This window comes from Isoptericola jiangsuensis (assembly GCF_002563715.1).
Classification (GTDB): Bacteria; Actinomycetota; Actinomycetes; order Actinomycetales; family Cellulomonadaceae; genus Isoptericola; species Isoptericola jiangsuensis.
Window position 1 is genome coordinate 316845 of sequence record NZ_PDJJ01000001.1, and the last position, 19275, is coordinate 336119.

General features: G+C 74.0%; 18 protein-coding genes. 14 read left to right on the forward strand and 4 right to left on the reverse strand.

All coding sequences use genetic code 11. The features are described 5' to 3' along the window. Positions 1–747: a VOC family protein gene (locus tag ATJ88_RS01470; RefSeq protein ID WP_098462259.1), complete on the reverse strand. Its 747-nt coding sequence runs from the start codon at positions 745–747 to the stop codon at positions 1–3. Between the two features lie 257 nt (positions 748–1004). Between ATJ88_RS01470 and ATJ88_RS01475 the strand changes: the two genes are divergently transcribed. The 9 genes from ATJ88_RS01475 (at position 1005) to idi (ending at position 12876) form a co-directional block, all read left to right on the forward strand. Beyond that, the gene (locus ATJ88_RS01475; RefSeq protein ID WP_245852046.1) at positions 1005–2426 is read left to right on the forward strand and encodes a class-II fumarase/aspartase family protein; all 1422 of its coding nucleotides are present in this window, start codon (positions 1005–1007) and stop codon (positions 2424–2426) included. A gap of 183 nt (positions 2427–2609) precedes the next feature. Beyond that, on the forward strand, positions 2610–4292 hold the full coding sequence (locus ATJ88_RS01480) for a hypothetical protein (RefSeq protein WP_098462264.1): 1683 nt from the start codon (positions 2610–2612) through the stop codon (positions 4290–4292). Between the two features lie 87 nt (positions 4293–4379). After that, positions 4380–6290, forward strand: a complete 1911-nt coding sequence (locus ATJ88_RS18505; protein WP_211287439.1) for a hypothetical protein — start codon at positions 4380–4382, stop codon at positions 6288–6290. Positions 6291–6607: 317 nt separating this feature from the next. After that, entirely contained in the window at positions 6608–7366 is a 759-nt protein-coding gene (locus ATJ88_RS01490) for a TetR/AcrR family transcriptional regulator (protein WP_098462266.1), read from the forward strand. 28 nt (positions 7367–7394) lie between these two features. Then, positions 7395–8381 carry an ABC transporter ATP-binding protein gene (locus tag ATJ88_RS01495; protein WP_098462267.1) on the forward strand — a complete coding sequence of 329 codons (987 nt, stop codon included), beginning with the start codon at positions 7395–7397 and terminating at the stop codon, positions 8379–8381. Further along, positions 8378–10030, forward strand: coding sequence for an ABC transporter permease (locus ATJ88_RS01500; RefSeq protein ID WP_211287440.1), 1653 nt, complete (start codon positions 8378–8380; stop codon positions 10028–10030). The genes ATJ88_RS01495 and ATJ88_RS01500 overlap by 4 nt, the downstream gene beginning before the upstream one ends. 109 nt (positions 10031–10139) lie before the next feature. Beyond that, on the forward strand, positions 10140–11576 hold the full coding sequence (locus ATJ88_RS01505) for an amino acid permease (RefSeq protein WP_245852048.1): 1437 nt from the start codon (positions 10140–10142) through the stop codon (positions 11574–11576). A gap of 5 nt (positions 11577–11581) precedes the next feature. Next, entirely contained in the window at positions 11582–12247 is a 666-nt protein-coding gene (locus tag ATJ88_RS01510; protein WP_098465050.1) for an MOSC domain-containing protein, read from the forward strand. A gap of 35 nt (positions 12248–12282) precedes the next feature. Continuing rightward, entirely contained in the window at positions 12283–12876 is a 594-nt protein-coding gene (gene idi, locus ATJ88_RS01515) for an isopentenyl-diphosphate Delta-isomerase (protein ID WP_098462269.1), read from the forward strand. Positions 12877–13159: 283 nt separating this feature from the next. Here idi and ATJ88_RS01520 read toward each other — a convergent pair whose 3' ends face one another. Both ATJ88_RS01520 and ATJ88_RS01525 read right to left on the reverse strand, forming a co-directional pair. Beyond that, positions 13160–13696 (reverse strand): PH domain-containing protein, encoded by a 537-nt coding sequence (locus tag ATJ88_RS01520; protein WP_245852049.1) that lies wholly within the window; start codon positions 13694–13696, stop codon positions 13160–13162. A gap of 82 nt (positions 13697–13778) precedes the next feature. Beyond that, positions 13779–14420 (reverse strand): histidine phosphatase family protein, encoded by a 642-nt coding sequence (locus ATJ88_RS01525; protein WP_098462273.1) that lies wholly within the window; start codon positions 14418–14420, stop codon positions 13779–13781. A 97-nt stretch (positions 14421–14517) separates the two neighbouring features. Here ATJ88_RS01525 and ATJ88_RS01530 point away from each other — a divergent pair, with 97 nt between their 5' ends. Then, positions 14518–14988, forward strand: coding sequence for an NfeD family protein (locus tag ATJ88_RS01530; protein WP_098462276.1), 471 nt, complete (start codon positions 14518–14520; stop codon positions 14986–14988). Positions 14989–15026: 38 nt separating this feature from the next. Next, positions 15027–16478 (forward strand): flotillin family protein, encoded by a 1452-nt coding sequence (locus tag ATJ88_RS01535; RefSeq protein ID WP_098462278.1) that lies wholly within the window; start codon positions 15027–15029, stop codon positions 16476–16478. Positions 16479–16550: 72 nt separating this feature from the next. Here ATJ88_RS01535 and ATJ88_RS01540 read toward each other — a convergent pair whose 3' ends face one another. Continuing rightward, positions 16551–17144 carry an RNase H family protein gene (locus ATJ88_RS01540; protein WP_098462279.1) on the reverse strand — a complete coding sequence of 198 codons (594 nt, stop codon included), beginning with the start codon at positions 17142–17144 and terminating at the stop codon, positions 16551–16553. Positions 17145–17344: 200 nt separating this feature from the next. Here ATJ88_RS01540 and ATJ88_RS01545 point away from each other — a divergent pair, with 200 nt between their 5' ends. The 3 genes from ATJ88_RS01545 (at position 17345) to ATJ88_RS01555 (ending at position 19255) form a co-directional block, all read left to right on the forward strand. Beyond that, positions 17345–18445 carry a VIT1/CCC1 transporter family protein gene (locus ATJ88_RS01545; protein ID WP_098465051.1) on the forward strand — a complete coding sequence of 367 codons (1101 nt, stop codon included), beginning with the start codon at positions 17345–17347 and terminating at the stop codon, positions 18443–18445. A 163-nt stretch (positions 18446–18608) separates the two neighbouring features. After that, a complete protein-coding gene (locus tag ATJ88_RS18255; RefSeq protein WP_170023479.1) occupies positions 18609–18941 on the forward strand; it encodes a GNAT family N-acetyltransferase in 333 nt (110 codons plus the stop codon). After that, positions 18941–19255: a GNAT family N-acetyltransferase gene (locus ATJ88_RS01555; protein ID WP_098462282.1), complete on the forward strand. Its 315-nt coding sequence runs from the start codon at positions 18941–18943 to the stop codon at positions 19253–19255. Before ATJ88_RS18255 ends, ATJ88_RS01555 begins: the two co-directional genes overlap by 1 nt. The last annotated feature ends 20 nt before the right edge of the window (positions 19256–19275 follow it).

Below are 19275 nucleotides of genomic sequence, written 5' to 3' on the forward strand. Positions count from 1 at the left end.
TCAGAACACGCAGAGGCAGAAGGGGTGCCCCGCCGGGTCGGCGAACACCCGGAACGTCTCGCCGCCGCCCGGCAGGCGCGTCGCGCCGACGGCGAGCGCCGCGGCCTCCGCGTCGTCGAGGGACTGCGGGCCGATCGCCAGGTCCAGGTGACCCTGCTGCGGGTACGCCGGGTCCGGCCAGCGCGGCGGGTTGTAGCCCTCGACCTGCTGGAACAGCAGCGGGCGGTCGCCGCCGATCATCGCCATGCCGTCGGCGTCGTGGGTCACCTCGACCCCGAGCAGCCGCGCCCAGAACGCCGCGGCGGCGGAGGCATCGTCGACGTCGAACGTCACGCCGAACACCTCGAGGGGCCCGGGCGCGACGTCGCCCACGCACAGGTCGAACGTGTGGCCGTCCGGGTCGGCGAGCGTCGTCCACCGCTCCGACTCCCGCAGTACCGTCGCACCCAGCTCCACCGCCCTCGCCGTGTACGCGGGGACGTCGCCCACCAGCAGGTCCAGGTGGAGCTGCTGCGGGTGCTCCTGCCCCGGCCACCGCGGCGGCACCAGGTCCGGCGCGGGCTGGAACGCCAGCGACCAGCCGCCCGGCAGGCTCAGGGTCACCCAGTCGTCGCCCTCCGCGGCCTGCTCGACCTCCGCGTCCGTCAGCGCGCGCCAGAACTCCGCCGAGGTCTGCGGGTCGGGCACGTCCAGCACCAGCGCGTCCACCGCCGCCACGCGGCGTGTCGTCGTGTCGTCCTGCGTCATCGTTCGACTCCTTCGTCCGGGTGGTCGACGGGCCGCGCCCGGGGCGAGCCGGGCCGGACCGGGGCGCGCACGACGGGAGGAACCTCCCCGCGGGCCACCCGACCAGTGTGGCCCCGGCCACCGACAGGAGACCTGCCGCGAACACGCCCGCAACACGACTGGGGCACAATGCGAGAGCAGCCAATCACCAGGGGGAGGCCGCCATGATCGTCGCGCCGTTCGGTCGATTCACCGAGGGACGGGTGCCGGACCCTGGCGTGGCCAGGCTCTTCACCCGGGAGAACCGGTGGCAGGCCCGGCTCGACGTCGAGGCCGCGCTCGCCCTCGCCGAGGCCGACGCCGGGCTCATCCCCAAGGAGTCGGCCCGCGCCATCGCGCTCACCGCGCGCATCGAGAAGCTCGACATCAAGCGCGTCCTCGCCGCCACCGCGGAGGCCAGCCACCCCCTGGTACCCCTCATCGAGGAGTTCGCGCGCGCCGTCGGCTCCAAGCACGGCGGATGGGTGCACTGGGGCGCCACGACCCAGAACATCACGCAGACCGCGGACGTCCTCGTGCTGCGCGACGCCCACCGCACCCTGCTGCACCAGCTCGCCCGCGTCCTGCGGTCCGCCGCCAAGCTCGCCGAGGCGTCCGCCTCGCTGCCCATGGCCGGACGCACGCACTCCCAGCACGCCGTCCCCGTGACGTTCGGGTTCAAGGTCGCCGTGTGGATCGACCAGCTCGTCGCCCACACGGAACGTCTCGAACGCCTCGACGACCGGCTGTTCTGCGTCCTCATGGGCGGCGCCGCCGGCACCTTCGCGTCCTTCGGCGGCGCCGGCCGCGTCATCGAGGCCGGGGTGGCCCACCGGCTCGGCCTGCACCCCATGCGGGTGCCGTCCCGGTCCGTCAACGACGGCATCGTCGAGCTCGTCCTCGTCCTCGCCCAGCTCGCCGGCACCATCGGCAAGATCGGCAAGGACGTCTACGCGCTCATGCAGCCCGAGTTCGGCGAGGCGTTCGAACCCGTGCCCGAGGGCACGGTCGGGTCGTCCACCATGCCGCACAAGCGCAACCCGCAGCTCGCGCTCGACCTGCTCACCATGTCCGCCGAGCTGCGGGCGCTCGCCGCGCCCGCCCTGGAGTCGATGCTGCACGACCAGGAGGCGAACGGGGCGATGACGGCCCTGCTGGAGGACGTCTCGGCGTCCGCGGCCGTGCTCGCCGGCGACATGCTCGCCCGCCTCGAGGTCATCATGGACGGCCTCGAGCTCGACCCCGACCGGATGCGCGCCAACATCGCGCTGTCCGCCGGGATGATCGGGTCCGAGTCCCTCATGCTCGCCCTCGGCGAGAAGATCGGCCGGCAGCGCGCGCACGACATCGTCTTCGAGGTCGCGCAGGAGGCCGCCCGCGACGACGTGCCGTTCCTCGACCTGCTGCGTGCCGACCCGCTGGTGGGCGGCGTGTTCGACGAGACCGAGCTGCGCCACCTCATCGACCCGGCCGCCTACCTGGGCCTGAGCTCCCAGATCGCCGACGAGCTCGCGGAGACCGCCCTGCTGACCTCCGAGCGGTTGGAGCGGATCCCGGAGCGCGTCCCCGTGCTGACGCACGACGCCCGCCAACCCTCGCTGACCCGGTCGGGCCTGCGCGACCTGCGGAACCCTGCGCTGACTCGCGGGACCCTGCGCTGACTCGCGGGACGGTGCGCTGACTCGCGGGACGGTGCGCTGACTCGCGGGGAAGCGCTACCCGGCCGGTCCGGACCGATCTCTCCTTCCGGTTGCGCGACGCAAGCAACTGTTCCAAGGTGATGCACATCACGGTGGCGCGCGTGGCCGCCCACCGGGGTGGACCGCAGTGAGCAGGGGGAACGCATGGCACGCCGGACGAGCGGCTCGGAGGGACACCTCCGGCGCCTCGCCCTGCGCGGAGCTGGCGTCCTGCTCGGAGCCGCCGTCACCACCCTCTGCCTCACCACCGCAGCGTCCGCCGACGACGGCCAGGACCGCCCCCGCGGCGTCCTGGCCGGCGTGGTCGGGACAGCCTCGGACGCCCTGCTCGAACCCGTCCTGAAGACCACCGGCGACGTGGTCGAGTCCGTGACGACACCCGTGGCGGACACCGTCGAGAAGGTCACCGAACCGGTCACCCGGGTCGTCGAGAAGGCCGTCGCACCCGCCCGGACGAAGCCCGCCGACCAGGGGTCGGCCGCCGGCGGTACGACGGACACCTCCACCACCGGCGCAGGTGACGCCAAGGCGCCGTCCGCGCCCTCGTCCCCGGCGAAGGGCGCCACCGCGAAGGACGGCGCGAGCGGCTCGACGGACGCCGGGCAGGCCGCCGCCGGTGGATCGAAGGGCGCTGCGCCGACCGGCGGGAGCGGATCGAAGGACGCCGGGAAGGCCACCACGAGCGGCTCGAAGGGCACCGGCGAAGCGACCGCGAGCGGCTCGACGGGCGAGAAGGCGACCGCGAGCGACGGGACGGGCTCGGCCGGTCCCGGGAAGGTCGTCGAGGACGGCCCGGCCCGGGACACGAAGGCCCCCGCCGGAACCGCGGACGCCGTCGTCGAGCAGGACTCCGAGGACCGGGCGCCCGCAGGGGCCGCCGCCGACCTGGCGGGCGGTGCCGTCGACGGCCTGACGCCCGTGACCGACCCCGTCCTCGGCGTGGTGGGCGCCGTCACGGAGGCCGCCGGACCCGCCACGGGCCTCGTCGGTGGCGTCCTGCACCCCGTCACCTCGGCCGCCGCGCCGGTGGTCGAGGCCGTGACACCCGTCGTCGCACCGGTCACGGGCACGCTCGCGCCGGTCGTGCAGGTGGTGACGCCCGTGTTGGACCCCGTCACCTCCGTGCTATCCCCGGTGACGGGTGCGCTGGCGCCCGTGACCGACCGGCTGGGGCCCGTGCTGAACCCGGTCACGAGACCGGTGGTGGACGCCGTCGACCCTGTCCTCGCACCCGTGCGCGGCGTCCTGGACCCCGTGACACGGCCCGTGGTGGACGCGCTGGATCCCGTCCTCCCGGACGTCCTGCCGCCCGGTGCCGGGCGACCGGACGAGGACCCGTCGGGCGTCACCCCCGGACGCCCGACGACCCCGGCCGGGACGAATCCGGCCGGCACGCCCGCGGTGCGGGTGGACGTCGAGCCGGGCACCGTCCCCGCCCGGGCGGTCCTGCCCGCGGGCGAGGGCACCGTCCACGCCGCGCCCCGGGCGGACGCCACGCACGCCACCACGACCCCGGTGGCCGACCCGGCCGACACGACGGCCGTCGTCCTCGCCGCCCCGGTCCCGGGGACCGCCACGACGACCGGTGACGCGGACCAGCTGGCGGCGTCCGACCCGCAGCCCGCCGGCGGTGCCGCCGCGAGCTCCGGCGCCCCGGCCGCCGGCGGGTCGTCCACGACCCTGCGGCCCGGCACGAGCGGCGGCGACGTCCTCGCGTCGATCACCGACGTCCCCCGGGCCGGCGCCAGCCCGTGGCTCCTCCCGGCCCACGACCTCCTGGCACCGCTGCCGGTGCCGGACTTCGAGATCCCCGTCTCTCCTGCCTGACGTGGCCGCGTCGCGCCCCCGTGCGCGACACGACCGCGGGCCGCGACCGCCGCCCGCGCCGCACGTCGGACACACAGGAGAGACATCATGCGTACAACTGCGCGCCGGGTGCTGCGGACAGCACTCATCGCGGGCGGCCTCGTGGTCGTCGGGGCCGCCACGGCCCATGCCGCCGACGGAGACGTCGTGGACGTCGAGATCGGCGAGAACACCTCGGTCGAGCTGAACCTGTCCGAGGTCACGGAGGAGGCGTCCGACGCCTCCCTGGAGACACCCGTCGACCTCCCCGAGGTCGACACGCAGGCCGTCGAGACGGTCGTGGACGACCTGGTCGGCGAGGACGGTCCCGTGGACGACGTCCTCGGTGCCGACGAGCCGTCCGCCACCACCACCGACGACGTCGTCGACGTCGTCGCGGAGGACGTCAGCCGGACCGTCGACGACCTCGCGTCGGGCGACGTGGAGGCCGTGGTCGACGACGTCGTCGCCGACGACGGGCTCGTGGACGACCTCGTGGAGGACGCCCCGCCCGGAGACGGCGGCTCTGACGGTGACGAGGGCGCGGGCGACCTCGCCGGGACCACCGCCCCGGTGGCCGACGCCGTCACGGACGTCGTCGAGGGCGCCACCGACGCCGTCGAGGACACCGGTCAGGCCGTGGACGACGCCCTGGACGCCCAGGGCGACGTGGCGGACATGGTGTCCGGGCTGGTCGGCGACGACGGTCTCGTGGACGACGTCCTCGGTGCCGACGAGCCGGACGCCGGTGTCACCGACGAGGTCGTCGACGCGGTCCTGGACGACGTGGACGACACCGTGACGGACGCCGTCGCGGTGGACCTCGACGCCGTCGTGGACGACGTCGTGGCCGACGACGGCCTGGTCGACGACGTCCTGGAGGACGGGGGCGTGGACACCGCGCTCGACGGGCTCCAGGGCACCAGCGGCGACCTGGACCAGGTGCTCGGTACCGACGGCACCCTCACGGGCGTCGTCGACGGCCTGCTGGGCTCCGACGGGCTGGTCGACGACGTCGTCGGTCCGGACGAGCCCCAGGACGGGGTGACCGACGGTCTGGTGGACGCCGTGCTCGACGACGTCGACACCACCACCGACGACCTGCTCGCCGGTGACCTCGACGCCGTGCTCGGTGACGTGCTCGCCGAGGACGGCGTGGTCGACGACCTGCTGGAGAACGGCGGCGTGGACACCGTCGTCGCGGACGTCGTGGACGGGACCGGGGCGGTCGACGACCTCCTCGGGACCGACGACCTCGTGCAGGGCACGGTGGACGGCCTGCTGGGTGAGGACGGGCTGGTCGACGACATCGTCGGTCCGGACGAGCCCGAGGACGGGGTGACCGACGGTCTGCTCGACGAGATCCGCAACGATCTCGACGACACCGTCTCGAACCTCCTCGAGGGTGACCTCGCCGGGGTCGTGGACAGCGTCCTCGCCGAGGACGGTCTGGTCGACGACATCCTGGAGGACGGGGCCAGTGACGGCACCGACGACGGGACCGATGGCACCGACGGGACCGACGGGACCGATGGCACCGATGGCACCGATGGCACCGATGGCACCGATGGCACCGATGGCACCGACGGCACCGACGGGACCGACGGGACCGATGGCACCGACGGGACCGATGGCACCGACGGGACCGATGGCACCGACGGGACCGATGGCACCGACGGGACCGATGGCACCGACGGGACCGATGGCACCGACGGGACCGACGGGACCGACGGGACCGACGGCACCGGCGACGCCGGTGACGGCACCGCGGGCGGCCCGACGTCCGGGGGCCCGACGGCTCCCGGCTTCCCGACCGGCGCGATCGTCGACGGTTCGCCCGTCGCGGCGGCGTCCGGCTCGGGTGCAGGGGTGCTGGCGGCGACCGGCGCCGACCCGGGGCTCCTCGGGTTCGCGGCGGCGCTGCTTCTCCTGGGGGTCGCGCTGCTCACGGCTCGGCGGCGGGTGAGGGCCCGTGCCTGAGTCCCACTGACCGGCCCCGGCCGGGTGTGGAGCGTCGCAGGGGGACGCACCACGCCCGGCCTGCAGGCCTGGACGCGCCGCGGGGACGCGGCGCCACGAGCTGCGCGGCGGGTCGTCACGTGACCTGTCGTGCTGCGCGGCGGGTCGTCACGTGACCTGCCGTGCCGAGAAGGGCGCGGGTCCGGTGCTTGCTGGGGAGCGCACCGGACCCGCGTCCTGGCGTGTCCGCGACCGCTGCGGCGGTGGGCGCGCCCGGCCGGGCCGCGGGGGCCCGCCACCCGTTGCCACCAGGCTGAACAAGTGTTTAGTCTGGTGGCATGACATCAGCCACCGACACCGACGAGCCGGTCGTCGCCCCCGATGCCGGGGCCGCGCCGTCCGCGCGCGACCGCATCCGCGACGTCGCCGTGCAGCGGTTCGCGCGGACCGGGTTCGCGGCGTCGGTGCGCACGATCGCCGCGGACGCCCAGGTGAGCCCCGCGCTCGTCATCCACCACTTCGGGTCCAAGGACGCCCTGCACGCCGAGTGCGACCGGCACGTGCTCGCCTGGATCGTCGACGCCAAGCGGGCCAACATGGGGCCCGCGACGAGCGGCCAGCTGCTCCAGGTGCTCGCCGGGGCCGACGAGTACGCGCCCCTGCTCGGTTACGTGCTGCGCTCCCTCCAGGCGGGCGGCGACGTCGCCCGGACCTTCGTGCAGCACATGATCGACGACGCCCTCGTCTACACCGGCGAGGCCGTCGCCGCGGGCATCGCCAAGCCCTCCCACGACGAGGAGGCCCGGGTCCGCTACCTCGTGCTGTCCTCGCTGGGCACGCTGTCGCTCGCCCTCACCCTCGACCCGCCGGACGACCCGGAGGACTTCGGGTCATTCGTCCGCCGGTTCCTCGACGAGCAGTACCTGCCGATGATCGAGCTGTTCACGCAGGGGTTCCTCACGAGCCGCCGCATGCTCGACGACTACCTCGTCTACGTCGGGGACCCGCCGTCGTCGCCGACCGACGGCCCCGCGCCCGACGCGGCCGGGAGCGACGCCGCACCGGCGTCCCCGGACCCGTCCACCGACCTCCCCTGACCCCTTGACCTCCCGCTGAGAGGTAGCCATGACCACCACCGCACCGGGCACCGACGCCCTCGCGATCGAGATCCACGACCTGCACAAGCACTTCGGTTCCACCCGGGCCCTCGACGGGCTCGACCTCGCCGTGCCGCACGGCGAGGTCGCCGGGTTCCTCGGCCCCAACGGGGCCGGCAAGTCCACCGCCATCCGCGTGCTCCTCGGGCTGCTGCGCCCCACCTCCGGCACCGCCCGGCTCCTCGGCGGAGACCCCTGGTCGGACGCCGTCGCCCTGCACCGCCACCTCGCCTACGTCCCCGGTGACGTCACGCTGTGGCCCAACCTCACCGGCGGCGAGGCCATCGACTACCTCTCCCGGCTGCGTGGCAGGCCCGACAAGAAGCGCAAGCAGGAGCTGCTCGACGCGTTCGAGCTCGACCCGACGAAGAAGGCCCGCACCTACTCCAAGGGCAACCGGCAGAAGGTCGCGCTCGTCGCCGCGTTCGCCACCGACGCGTCCCTGCTCGTCCTCGACGAGCCGACGTCCGGCCTCGACCCCCTCATGGAGGCCGTGTTCACCGAGCAGGTGCGGCAGGCCAAGGCGCGCGGCACCTCCGTGCTGCTGAGCAGCCACATCCTGTCCGAGGTGGAGAAGGTGTGCGACACCGTCACCATCATCCGCGCGGGCAGGGCCGTCGAGTCCGGCACGCTCGACGAGCTGCGCCACCTCACCCGCACCAGCGTCACCGCGGTCGTCGACGGCGACCCGTCCGCCGTCGCGCGCCTGGGCGGCGTGCACGACGTCGAGGCGCGCGCCGACGCCGCGGGCACCCGTCTGACGTTCGACGTCGACCAGTCCGCGATGGGCGAGGTCCTCACCCTGCTGTCCGGGCTGGGCGTGCACTCGTTCGTCGCGGCACCGCCCTCGCTGGAGGAGCTGTTCCTGCGGCACTACGGCGACGAGCTCACCGACGACGCCACCGGCACCGCGGCGCCCGCCCGGCACGCCGCCAGCGAGGCCGGTGCACGATGACCGCCGTCGCCGCACCCCAGGTCGACCTCGCCCGGGGGAGCACCCTCACCGGCACCGGCATGCTCGTGCGGTTCGTGCTGCGGCGCGACCGCGTGCGCCTGGCCGTGTGGACGGCGTCGGTCGTCGCCTTCTACGCCTACTTCACGTTCGCGCTGGACACCCTGTTCGCCGACCCCGTCGCCCAGCAGGGGCGCGCCGCCCTCATGGAGACGCCCGCGGGAATCGTCATGGGCGGGCCCGGCTACGGGATCGACCACTACACGACCGGCGTGGCCATGGCGAACGAGGGCATCACCTGGGTGGTGCTGGCCCTCGCGATCCTGTCGATCCTGCACGTCGTGCGGCACACCCGCGCCGAGGAGGAGTCGGGGGCGTCCGAGCTCGTGCGGGCCGCCGTCGTGGGCCGCCACGCCCCGGCCGTCGCCGCGATGACCACCCTCGTCCTCGTGCAGGCCGTCATCGCCGTCCTGTCCGCCGGGGCGATGATCGCCATCGGCGACCTGCCTGCCGTCGACGCGTTCGCCATGACCGTCGGCTCCGGGCTCAGCGCGCTCGTGTTCGGCGCCGTCGCGCTCGTCACCTGCCAGGTCACGGGGCACGCGCGCGGCGCGAGCGGCCTCGCACTCGCCGTGTTCGCGGCGGCGTTCGTCGCGCGCGCCGCCGGGGACATGCGCGAGACCGGCGGCTCCGCCCTGTCCTGGGCCTCGCCCATCGCCTGGGCCCAGCAGATGCGCGCCTTCGTCGACCTGCGGTGGTGGCCGGCCCTGCTGTCCGTCGTGGCCGTCGCGGTGCTGCTCGTCGTCGCCTCGACCCTCGCGTCCCGGCGCGACTTCGGCGCCGGGCTGGTCGCCACCCGGGTCGGCCGCGCCGACGCGCGCGCGTCCCTGCGCGGCCCGTTCGCGATGGCGTGGCTCCAGCAGCGCTGGGCCCTGCTGTGGAGCTGCGTCGGGCTCGGGCTCATGTGGTTCGCCTCCGGGACGATGCTGCCCGGCATCGGCGACATGATCGGCGACATGGTCACCGACAACCCCGTGCTCGCCGAGGTGTTCGGCGGCGACCCCGACCAGCTCGGCATCGGGTTCCTCGCCGTCATGGTGCTCTACGCCGCCGTGTGCTGCGCCGCCTACGCCGTCGTCATGGGCCAGCGGCCCCGCGCCGAGGAGACCTCCGGTCGCAGCGAGGTGATCTTCTCCCACCCGGTGTCCCGGACCCGCTGGCTCGGCGCGCAGGTCGCCGTCGCCGGCCTCGGCACCGTCGTGCTGCTCGCCGTCAGCGTGTACGCCATGTGGCTCGGCGCCGTCGCCGTCGGCTGGCAGGACCAGTCGTTCGGCGACTACACCGTCGTGGTGTGGACCCACCTGCCGGCGCTCGCGGTGTTCCTCGGGTTCGTCGTCGCGCTGTACGGGTGGGCGCCACGGCTCGTCGGCCTCGGCTGGGCGCTCGTGGCGTACACGTTCGTCGTCGGCATGTTCGGCGGCGTGTTCGACCTGCCGGACTGGGCGTACCGGGTGTCCCCGTTCGACTGGGTGCCGTCGGCGTTCTCCGGCGAGTTCTCCGCCGGGGACGTCGCCGTCCTGTGGGCGGCGGCCGCGGTGCTGCTGGTGCTCGGGTTCGTCGGCTTCCGCCGCCGGGACCTGCTCACCTCGTGACGGTGTGACGCATCGAGCGTGCTGACTTGGTACCTCTTGGCCCGGTTTGAGGTATCGAGCCAGCACGCTCGATGCGTCCGGGGCAGGGCGGCCGGGCTAGCGTGGTGCGGTGACGACCTCACCCGACCACGACGCCGCCCCGGCCACCGCCGGCTCCGACGCCGCACCGCTGACCCACGGCCTGCAGACCCGCCACCTGACGATGATGGGGCTCGGCTCCGCCATCGGTGCCGGCCTGTTCCTTGGCTCCGGCGTCGGCATCGCCACCGCCGGCCCCGCCGTCCTCGTCAGCTACGCCATCGCCGGCGTGCTCGTCGTCCTGGTCATGCGGATGCTCGCCGAGATGGCCGCCGCGCTGCCCGCCTCCGGCTCGTTCTCCGTCTACGCCGAGACCGCGCTCGGCCGCTGGGCCGGGTTCCTGCTGGGCTGGCTGTACTGGTTCATGCTCATCATGGTGCTCGGTGTCGAGATCACCGGCGTCGCCGCCATCGTCAACGGCTGGTGGCCCGGCGTCCCCCAGTGGGCGGCCGCCGCCGTCGTCGTCGCCGTGTTCGGCGCGGTCAACCTCATCGGCGTCAAGCACTTCGGCGAGGCCGAGTTCTGGTTCGCGCTCATCAAGGTCGCCGCCATCGTCGGGTTCCTCGTCGTCGGGGTCCTGATCGTCGTCGGCGTCGTCCCCGTCAGCGGCTCGGTGCTCGGCCACTGGGCCGACCACGGCGGGTTCGCACCCGCCGGGTGGGCCGGCATCGCCGCCGGGCTCCTCACCGTCGTCTTCGCGTTCGGCGGCATCGAGATCGTCACCATCGCCGCCGCCGAGGCCCGCGACCCCGCGACCGCCGTCGTCCGCGCCACCCGCACCATCCTGTGGCGCATCCTCGCCTTCTACATCGGGTCCGTCGCCATCATGGTCGCCCTCATCCCCTGGGACGACGCCGACGCCCTCGCCTCCCCGTTCGTCACCGTCCTCGAGATGGCCGGGTTCGACGGCGCCGCCCGCCTCATGGAGGTCGTCGTCGTCATCGCGCTCCTCAGCGCCTTCAACGCGAACATCTACGGCACCTCCCGCATGCTGTTCTCGCTCGCCGGCCGCAGCGACGCCCCCCGCGCCGCCGCGCACGTCTCCCGGCGCGGCGTCCCCGCGGTCGCCGTGTGGGTGTCCGTGGCGTTCGGCGTCGTCGCCGTCGGCCTCAACTGGCTGCTCCCCGAGACGCTGCTCGCCATCCTGCTCAACGCCGTCGGTGCCGTCCTGCTGGTCGTGTGGGTGCTGGTCGCGGTCTCCCAGCTGCGCCTGCGCCCGCGCCTCGAGGCGGCCGCCCGCGAGTCCGGCAAGGACCTGCCGTTGCGCGCCTGGGGCTACCCGTGGCTCACGTGGGCCGTGCTCGTCGCGCTCGGCGGTCTCGTCGTCCTCATGCTGTCCGACGACGCCGCCCGCGCCCAGCTCGTCGCCACCGGCGGTGTCGTGGTCGTCATCCTCGGCGCCTACGCCGTCGTGCAGGCCGTGCGGCGCCGTCGCGGCGTGACCGTCGAGGTCGACGTGGCACCATGACGGCCATGGGTGAGGTCCTCGCTGTCTGCCGTGTCCACCAGCTGCTGCCCGACGCCGGGACGGTGGGCGTGACCGCCATCGACAAGCGCCCCGTCGACGGGCCTGTCAAGGCCGGGACGCTCGGCCTCTACGCCGACGTCCAGGCCGACCGCGCCAACCACGGCGGCGCCGACCAGGCCGTCTACGCGTACGCCGCCGAGGACGCCGCGTTCTTCGAGCCCGAGCTCGACCGGGAGGTCACCCCCGGGCTGTTCGGCGAGAACCTGCGCACCCGCGGGCTCGACGTCTCCGGCGCGCTGTTCGGCGAGCGCTGGCGCATCGGGTCGGCCGTCCTCGAGGTCACCCAGCCCCGCACCCCGTGCGCCACGTTCGCCCGTCGACTCGGCTCCCCGCCCCGCTGGGTGCGCCGGTTCACCGAGGCCAACCGGACGGGTGCCTACCTGCGCGTCGTCGAGACCGGCGAGCTCGCCGCCGGCCACCCCGTGGAGGTCGTGCACCGGCCGTCCCACGGCGTCACCGTCGCCGGCTGGTTCGGCGCCTGGAACGGGGGCGCCCCCGCGTTCGCCGAAGCCGCCCGGCTCTCCGCCGCCCTGCGCTCCGCCGCCGACGACGGCGAGCTCCGGCTCAGCGACGACATGGACTCCCGCACCCTCAAGGCGCTCGCCCGCTGACCGGTGCCCCGCCGCGACCGTGACACGATGAGGCGATGAGCACCCACACCCCCGTGACCGAGGACCACGTCGTCACCTGCGACGACGCCGGGCACCGCACCGGAACGATCCCCCGCGCCGAGGTGCACACCACCGACACCCCGCTCCACCTCGCGTTCTCCTGCTACCTGCTCGACGACGCCGGGAACCTGCTCGTCACCCGCCGCGCGCTGGTCAAGCGCACCTGGCCCGGGGTGTGGACCAACTCGTTCTGCGGTCACCTGCGCTGGACCGAGACGGCCGAGGACTCCCTGCAGCGGCACGTCGTCCACGAGCTCGGCGCGCAGGTCACCGACGTCCAGGTCGCCCTGCCCGACTTCCGGTACCGCGCGGTCGACGCGTCCGGCGTCGTCGAGAACGAGATCTGCCCCGTGTACGTCGCGCGCGTCGTCGGCGACGTCGCCCCCAACCCGGACGAGGTCGCCGAGCACGTCTGGACCCCCGCGCCGTCGTTCCGCACCGCCGTCGAGGCCACCCCGTGGGCGTTCAGCCCGTGGATGGTGGAGCAGGTCGACGCGCTCGCCGCGATCCCCCCGGCCGACCGCACGCCGGGCGCCGTCGTCCTCGCCGCCGCCCTCGGTCTGCGCTGACTCGCGCGGGCGAGCGCTGACTCGCGCCGAACAATGCTGACTCGCGCCGAACAATGCTGACTCGCGCCGAACAATGCTGACTCGCGCCGAACAATGCTGACTCGCGCCGGACAGTGCTGACTCGCGCAGTCGAGCGCTGGCTCGCGGGGATGTGCGCTGACTCGCGACCACCCGGGGCGCGAGTCAGCGTGAACTCTGTTCAGTCAGCGCTGCTCGCCGTGAGTCAGCGCAGGATCCGTCGAGTCAGCGTGAAATCCGTTCAGTCAGCGCTGGTTCCGTCGAGTCAGCGCCGACGACGGGGCTCGGTCGGGGGCCACTCGCCGTCGTCGGAGCCGTCGTCGGCGCGGAACAGGAGCTCCTGGAGCCGGCGGTGCACGTCCTCGACGTCGGGGACGTCCGGCAGGCTCATGCCGGCCTTCTCGGTGGCGTCGGACACGACGAGCGTGCCGCAGCCGAAGAGGCGGTCGACGAGGTCCTTCTCCATCGAGATGTCGTTGATGCGGTAGAGCGGGATGTCGCGGCCGATGCGCGTCGTGATGCCGGAGCGCATCGCGATGCGCTGGTTCGTCACCGTGAAGGACGTCGAGCGCCAGCGCAGCCACGGGACGAGCACCCACACGACGGCGACGACGGCGAGCACGCCCCAGGCGACCCACCGGCCGGGACCCTCGGGGACGAGGACTCCCGCGGCGACCGCGGCGACGAGCACCGCGATCAGGAGCACCACCGGCCACGCGAGGGCCTTCGGGTGCTCCCGCAGCTCCATGACGACCTGCTCGCCGTCGGTGAGGTTCCGTTCGCTCAACGCCATGCGCGTCATCCTCGCAGGCTCCCGGGCCCGCGAGGTAGTACCGCCGGTCGTGAGGTCGTACCCGGGGGAGGCGACCTCGCGACCGCCGGTACTACCTCGCGGCGGTCCGGTGCTCGGCGAGGTTCCACAGCTCCACGGTGGGCAGGTCGTGGGACGTGCCGAGCACGCTGATCGCGGCGCAGCCCAGCTCGAGGTGGGCGCCGAACGTCGGGTCGACGGCGAGCCATGCCGTCGCGAGGACCCGCAGCAGGTGGCCGTGCGCGACGACGAGCACGGTGCCGCCGTCCGCGAGCACGGGGCGGACGCGTCCGAGGACGGACTCGGCGCGGGCGCGGACGTCGGCGAGCGTCTCGCCGGGCGTGCCGCCGGGGGCGGGCGGCAGGACGCGGACGCCGTCGCGGAAGATCTCGTAGGGGTGGCCCGTCGCCTCGGCGACCTCGGCCGAGGTGCGACCCTCGACGGGGCCGTAGTCCCACTCGGCGAGGTCGTCGTCCACCGTCGCGGAGCCGAACCCGGCGAGCTCGGCCGTGCGTCGGGCCCGGGCCAGGGGGGACACCAGGACGACCGCGGGGGAGAGCCCGGCCAGCCGGCGCCCGGCGGCGCGCGCCTGCTCCTCGCCGTCGGGCGTGAGAGGCACGTCGGTGCGTCCGGTGTGCCGGCCGGCCAGCGCCCACGCGGTGTCTCCGTGGCGGAGCAGCACCAGGTGCGGGCCGCCGTCGTCGAGCACGCTCATGCCCCTGATCGTCCCGCACGGCGTGGGCTGTGACATCCGGAGGGCGATCTGTGGCATCCTTCACAATCCCGACACATCTACGCACTCCGGAGATCCCGTGCTCGTCTTCGCCATCATCGGTGCCGCCGGCCTCGTCCTGCTGCTGGTCTCCCTGGTCGTGGGCGACCTCGTCGACCTCGGGGACGGCGCGCTGTCCGGCACCTCGCTCGGCGTCGGCGCCGTCGTCTTCGGCGCGGTGGGCACCATCGTCACGGTCAACGGGCTCCCCGGCTGGGTCGCGTACGTCGCGTCCGCCGTCGTCGGGCTGCTCGCCGTGCTCGTCGCGCAGCTCATGATCCGGCGGCTCGCCGCCACCGAGGACGGCGTCGCCGTCGACCTCGTCGGCATCCAGGGCACCGCGACCACCGCCATCACGCAGTCCTCCGGCGAGGTCTCCCTCGACGCCGCCAGCGAGCTGGAGCGCCGGCTCGCCTGGTCGCTCGAGCCGATCGCCGCCGGGACCCGCGTCGTCGTCGTCGAGCACCAGCCGAACAGCGTGCGCGTCGCCCCGTACCGCCCCGAAGCCTGAACCACCCACCAGAGAGGAACCGCGCCCCGGCGCAGACCATGACCGACTCATCCTTCGTGACCACCATCGCGGTGGCCGCCGTCGTCGTCGCCTTCCTGGCGATCGGCATCTTCGTCGCGCAGCGCATCCGCCGCGTCCCGCCGAACCAGGCGCTCGTCATCGTCGGCCGTGGCGCCGGCCGCAAGGACGTCCAGGGGCAGAAGGTCGTCATCGGCGGCCGCACGTTCGTCTGGCCGATCCTCCAGCAGGGCTTCGCCATCTCCCTCGAGCAGCGCCAGATCGGCATCACCGTCGAGGGCGTCGACTCCAAGCGCATCAAGATCGCCATCAAGGCGTCCATCAACTTCAAGGTCCGGGGCGACGACGAGGGCGTGCGGCGCGCCGCCCAGCGGTTCCTCTCCCAGCAGGAGCTCCTCACCGAGATCATCGCCGAGTCCCTCGAGGGCTCGCTGCGCTCCATCGTCGGCGACATGACGATCGAGGAGATCATCTCCGACCGCAAGGGGCTGTCCGACCGCGTCGTCGAGTCCACCAAGATGGACCTCGCCGAGCAGGGTCTCCAGGTCGACATCCTCAACATCTCCGACATCTCCACCCCGGGCTCCGACTACCTCGCGAACCTCGGCCGCGCCGAGTCGGCCCGCGCCCGCCAGGTCGCCGAGGTCTCCGAGGCCGAGGCCAACCGCGCCTCCGAGTTCGCCGTCATCGAGGCCGCCGAGCAGATCGCCGAGCGGCAGAAGGCCCTCGACCTGCGCAAGGCCTCCATCAAGGCCGAGACCGACCGTGCCCAGGCCGAGGCCGAGGCCGCCGGTCAGCTCGCCCGCGCCGAGCAGGACCGTCTCGTCGCGCAGCAGGAGCGCGAGGCGCTGTCCGAGAAGGCCCGCGTCGAGCAGGAGCGCCTCGACATCGAGGTCCGCAAGCCCGCCGAGGCCAAGGCGTACGCCGAGGTCCAGGACGCCAACGCGCGCCGCGACTCCAGCAACGCCGCGACCGAGGCCGAGGCCTTCAAGCGCACCACCATCGCCGAGGCGAACAAGCGCGCCGCCATCCAGGACGCCGAGGCGTCCGCCGAGGCCGTGCGACGCGCCGGTGAGGCCGAGCGTGACCGCCAGGTCGCCCTGGCCGCCGGTATCCGTGCCGAGGGTGAGGCCCGCGCGGCCGCCACCGAGGCCGAGGGTCGCGCCGAGGCGTCCGCCACCGACGCCAAGGCCGAGGCGCTCAAGAAGTACGGCGAGGCCGCCCTCGTGCAGGAGCTCATCGAGCGCCTGCCCGAGATCGTCCGCGCCGCCGCGGAGCCCATCGCCTCCATCCAGGGCATGACCGTCATCTCGACCGACGGCGCCTCCGCCGTGACGAAGAACGTCGCCGGGGTCCTCGGCGAGGGTCAGGCCGTCATCAAGGAGCTCACCGGCGTCGACATCAACCAGCTCATCGCGGGGCTGGCGGCCAAGGAGGTCCCGGTGGCCTCGAACGGGTCGTCGTCCAACTGACGCGGTGACCACGACGAACGCCCGGGACCTGACCCAGGTCCCGGGCGTTCGTGCGTGCGGTTCGCGAACGGCTCAGTCGAAGAGGGTGCCGAGCTCCCAGTCGGGGCCCGACGTCACGGGGCCGCGGTGGTCGTCGCGGCCGGAGCGGGCACCGACGGGCTCGGGCTGACGCTCGGCCGGCGTGGCGGCGCTGTCCGCCGGGTCGGCCAGCAGCGCGCCGTCGAGGTCACCGCGCCCGGCGGCCCAGTCCTCCGCGGCGAGGCGTGCGAGCTCCCGCGCGCGCTGCGTGAACGGGCTGTCGACGTGGCCGCGTGCCCAGCGGAACCGGACCGGGCCGCCACGGCCGGTCACGACGTCGTCGATGGCCTGCACGAGGTCGAGGTGGGGGACGTCGCCGCCGGACGCGGTGCGCCAGCCCTGCGCCTTCCAGGCGTAGAGCCACTCCGACGCGCACCGGATGGCGTACTGCGACGACGACTCGACGAAGAGCGGCTCGTCGCCGGGGTGCGCCTCGACGGCCTGGCGCAGGGCGACGAGCTCGGCGACCTGGGCGGTGCCGTCGGCGGCACCGCCGGAGTCGAACCGGCCCGAGCCGTGGGCGACCCAGGCCCAGCCGATCGCGCCGCCGTCGCGCGGGCCGGTGCCGTCGGTGCTGACAATGATCACGCCGGTGTCCCTCGGATTCCGCAGATTCCGTCTGTGTCCCTCGGTGGAACGTCGCCTGGACGGGCGACAGGTCCATTGTGCCCTCTCCCGGTGACAGTCGGGTGAACGGTACAGGTACGGACGCCCGAAAACGACCGTCCCGACGTCCGCAGACGCCCTGGGCGGGCCCCGGAACCCGCGCGCGCCCGTCTGCGGCGATGATGAGTGCCATGGACGCACCCGCACGCACCTCGGCCGACATCCGCCGCTGGCGCCGCTACCTCGCCGCGGAGCGTGCCGAGGCCGCGGTCTACCGCGACCTCGCCTCCCGCCGCACGGGGGAGGAGCGCGAGATCATGCTGGCCCTGGCCGCCGCGGAGAAGCGGCACGAGCAGCACTGGCTCGACCTGCTGGGCCACGACGTCGGCATGCCGCTCAAGGGCGACGTGCGCACCCGGTTCCTCGCGTTCCTCGCCCGGCGGTTCGGCGGGGTGTTCGTCCTCGCGCTGGTGCAGCGGGCGGAGTCGCGGTCGGTGTACGACCGGGACGACCACGCGACCGCCACCATGGCGGCCGACGAGCAGATCCACGAGGAGGTCGTGCGGTCCCTGGCGACGCGCGGCCGCAACCGGCTGTCGGGCACGTTCCGCGCCGCCGTGTTCGGGGCGAACGACGGGCTCGTGTCGAACCTGGCGCTCGTGCTGGGCGTCGGCGCGTCGGGCGTCGCCGCGGGCACCGTCCTGCTGACCGGCGTGGCGGGCCTCCTCGCGGGCGCCCTGTCCATGGGGGCCGGCGAGTACATCTCCGTGCGGTCCCAGCGCGAGCTGCTGGAGGCGTCCACCCCCGACCCGGAGACGGCGCACGCCCTGCCCAACCTCGACGTCGACGCGAACGAGCTCGCCCTCGTCTACCGGGCGCGCGGCATGGCGGCGCCCGACGCGCAGGAGCGCGCCGACCTCGTGCTCGCCCGGCTCGCCGCGACGGGCGTGACCGAGGGCATCGACCCCGACGCCGAGGCCGCGTCGGGCGACGACCTCGAGTCGCACGGCACGGCGTGGGGCGCCGCGATCTCCAGCTTCTGCTTCTTCGCGTCGGGGGCGATCGTGCCCGTGCTGCCGTACCTGCTGGGCATGACCGGCAACGTGGCGGTCGTCGTGGCGAGCGTGCTGGTCGGCCTCTGCCTCGCCGCGACGGGTGCCGTGACGGGACTGCTGTCCGGGACGTCGCCGATCACGCGCGCGCTGCGCCAGCTCGCCATCGGCTTCGGTGCCGCGGGCGTCACGTACGCGCTCGGACTCCTGTTCGGGACGTCGGTGGCGTGACCCGTGCGCCCGCTCGGGTGAAAACCCTGCGGACACCTTGCACCGGGTTGGACCGATCCAGCACCGTGGGCCACGGCGGCCGTGGCAGCAGGGCGCAGGGGGCTCGGCTGCCACGCGCTGCGTCGCCGAGGCGTTCCCCGCCAGGACGGGTAGATTGCCTGAGGTGACCACCACCGTCGACATCGACGTCCACCACGACGCGGACAACCACCGGTACGAGGCCTCGGTCGTCGTGCACGGCGAGACGCGGGTCGTCGGCGTCCTGCGCTACGAGCGCGTGGACGGCGTCGTCACCGTCCCCAGCACCGTCGTCGTCCCGGAGTACCGCGGCTGCGGCGTCGCGGCCGCGCTCACCGCCCACGTCCTCGACGACGTCCGGGCCGAGCACCTCCTCATCCGGCCCGAGTGCTGGTACGTCGCGCAGTGGCTCGACCGCCACCCCGAGTTCGCCGACGTCGTCTGGTCCCCCGACGCCGACCAGGGCACGATGGGCTGATGATCGAGCCCCGTACGACCCGACCGACCGTGACCGTCCGCGACGACCCGGCCCGCCGCGTCTTCCTCGCCGTGCTCGACGACGGCACCGAGGCGGGCGGCGCCTACTACCGCCGCCGGGACGGTGTCGTCACCTTCACCCACACGGAGGTGTCGCCCGAGTTCGAGGGGCAGGGCGTCGGCTCCGCCCTGGCCGTCGGTGCGCTCGGCGCCGTCCGGGAGGCCGGGGAGCGCGTCGTCGCGCTGTGCCCCTTCATCAAGGCGTACATCGACCGCCACCCCGAGCAGCAGGACCTCCTCGTCGATCCGTCGTGACGCACGCGTGCCCCCGCCCG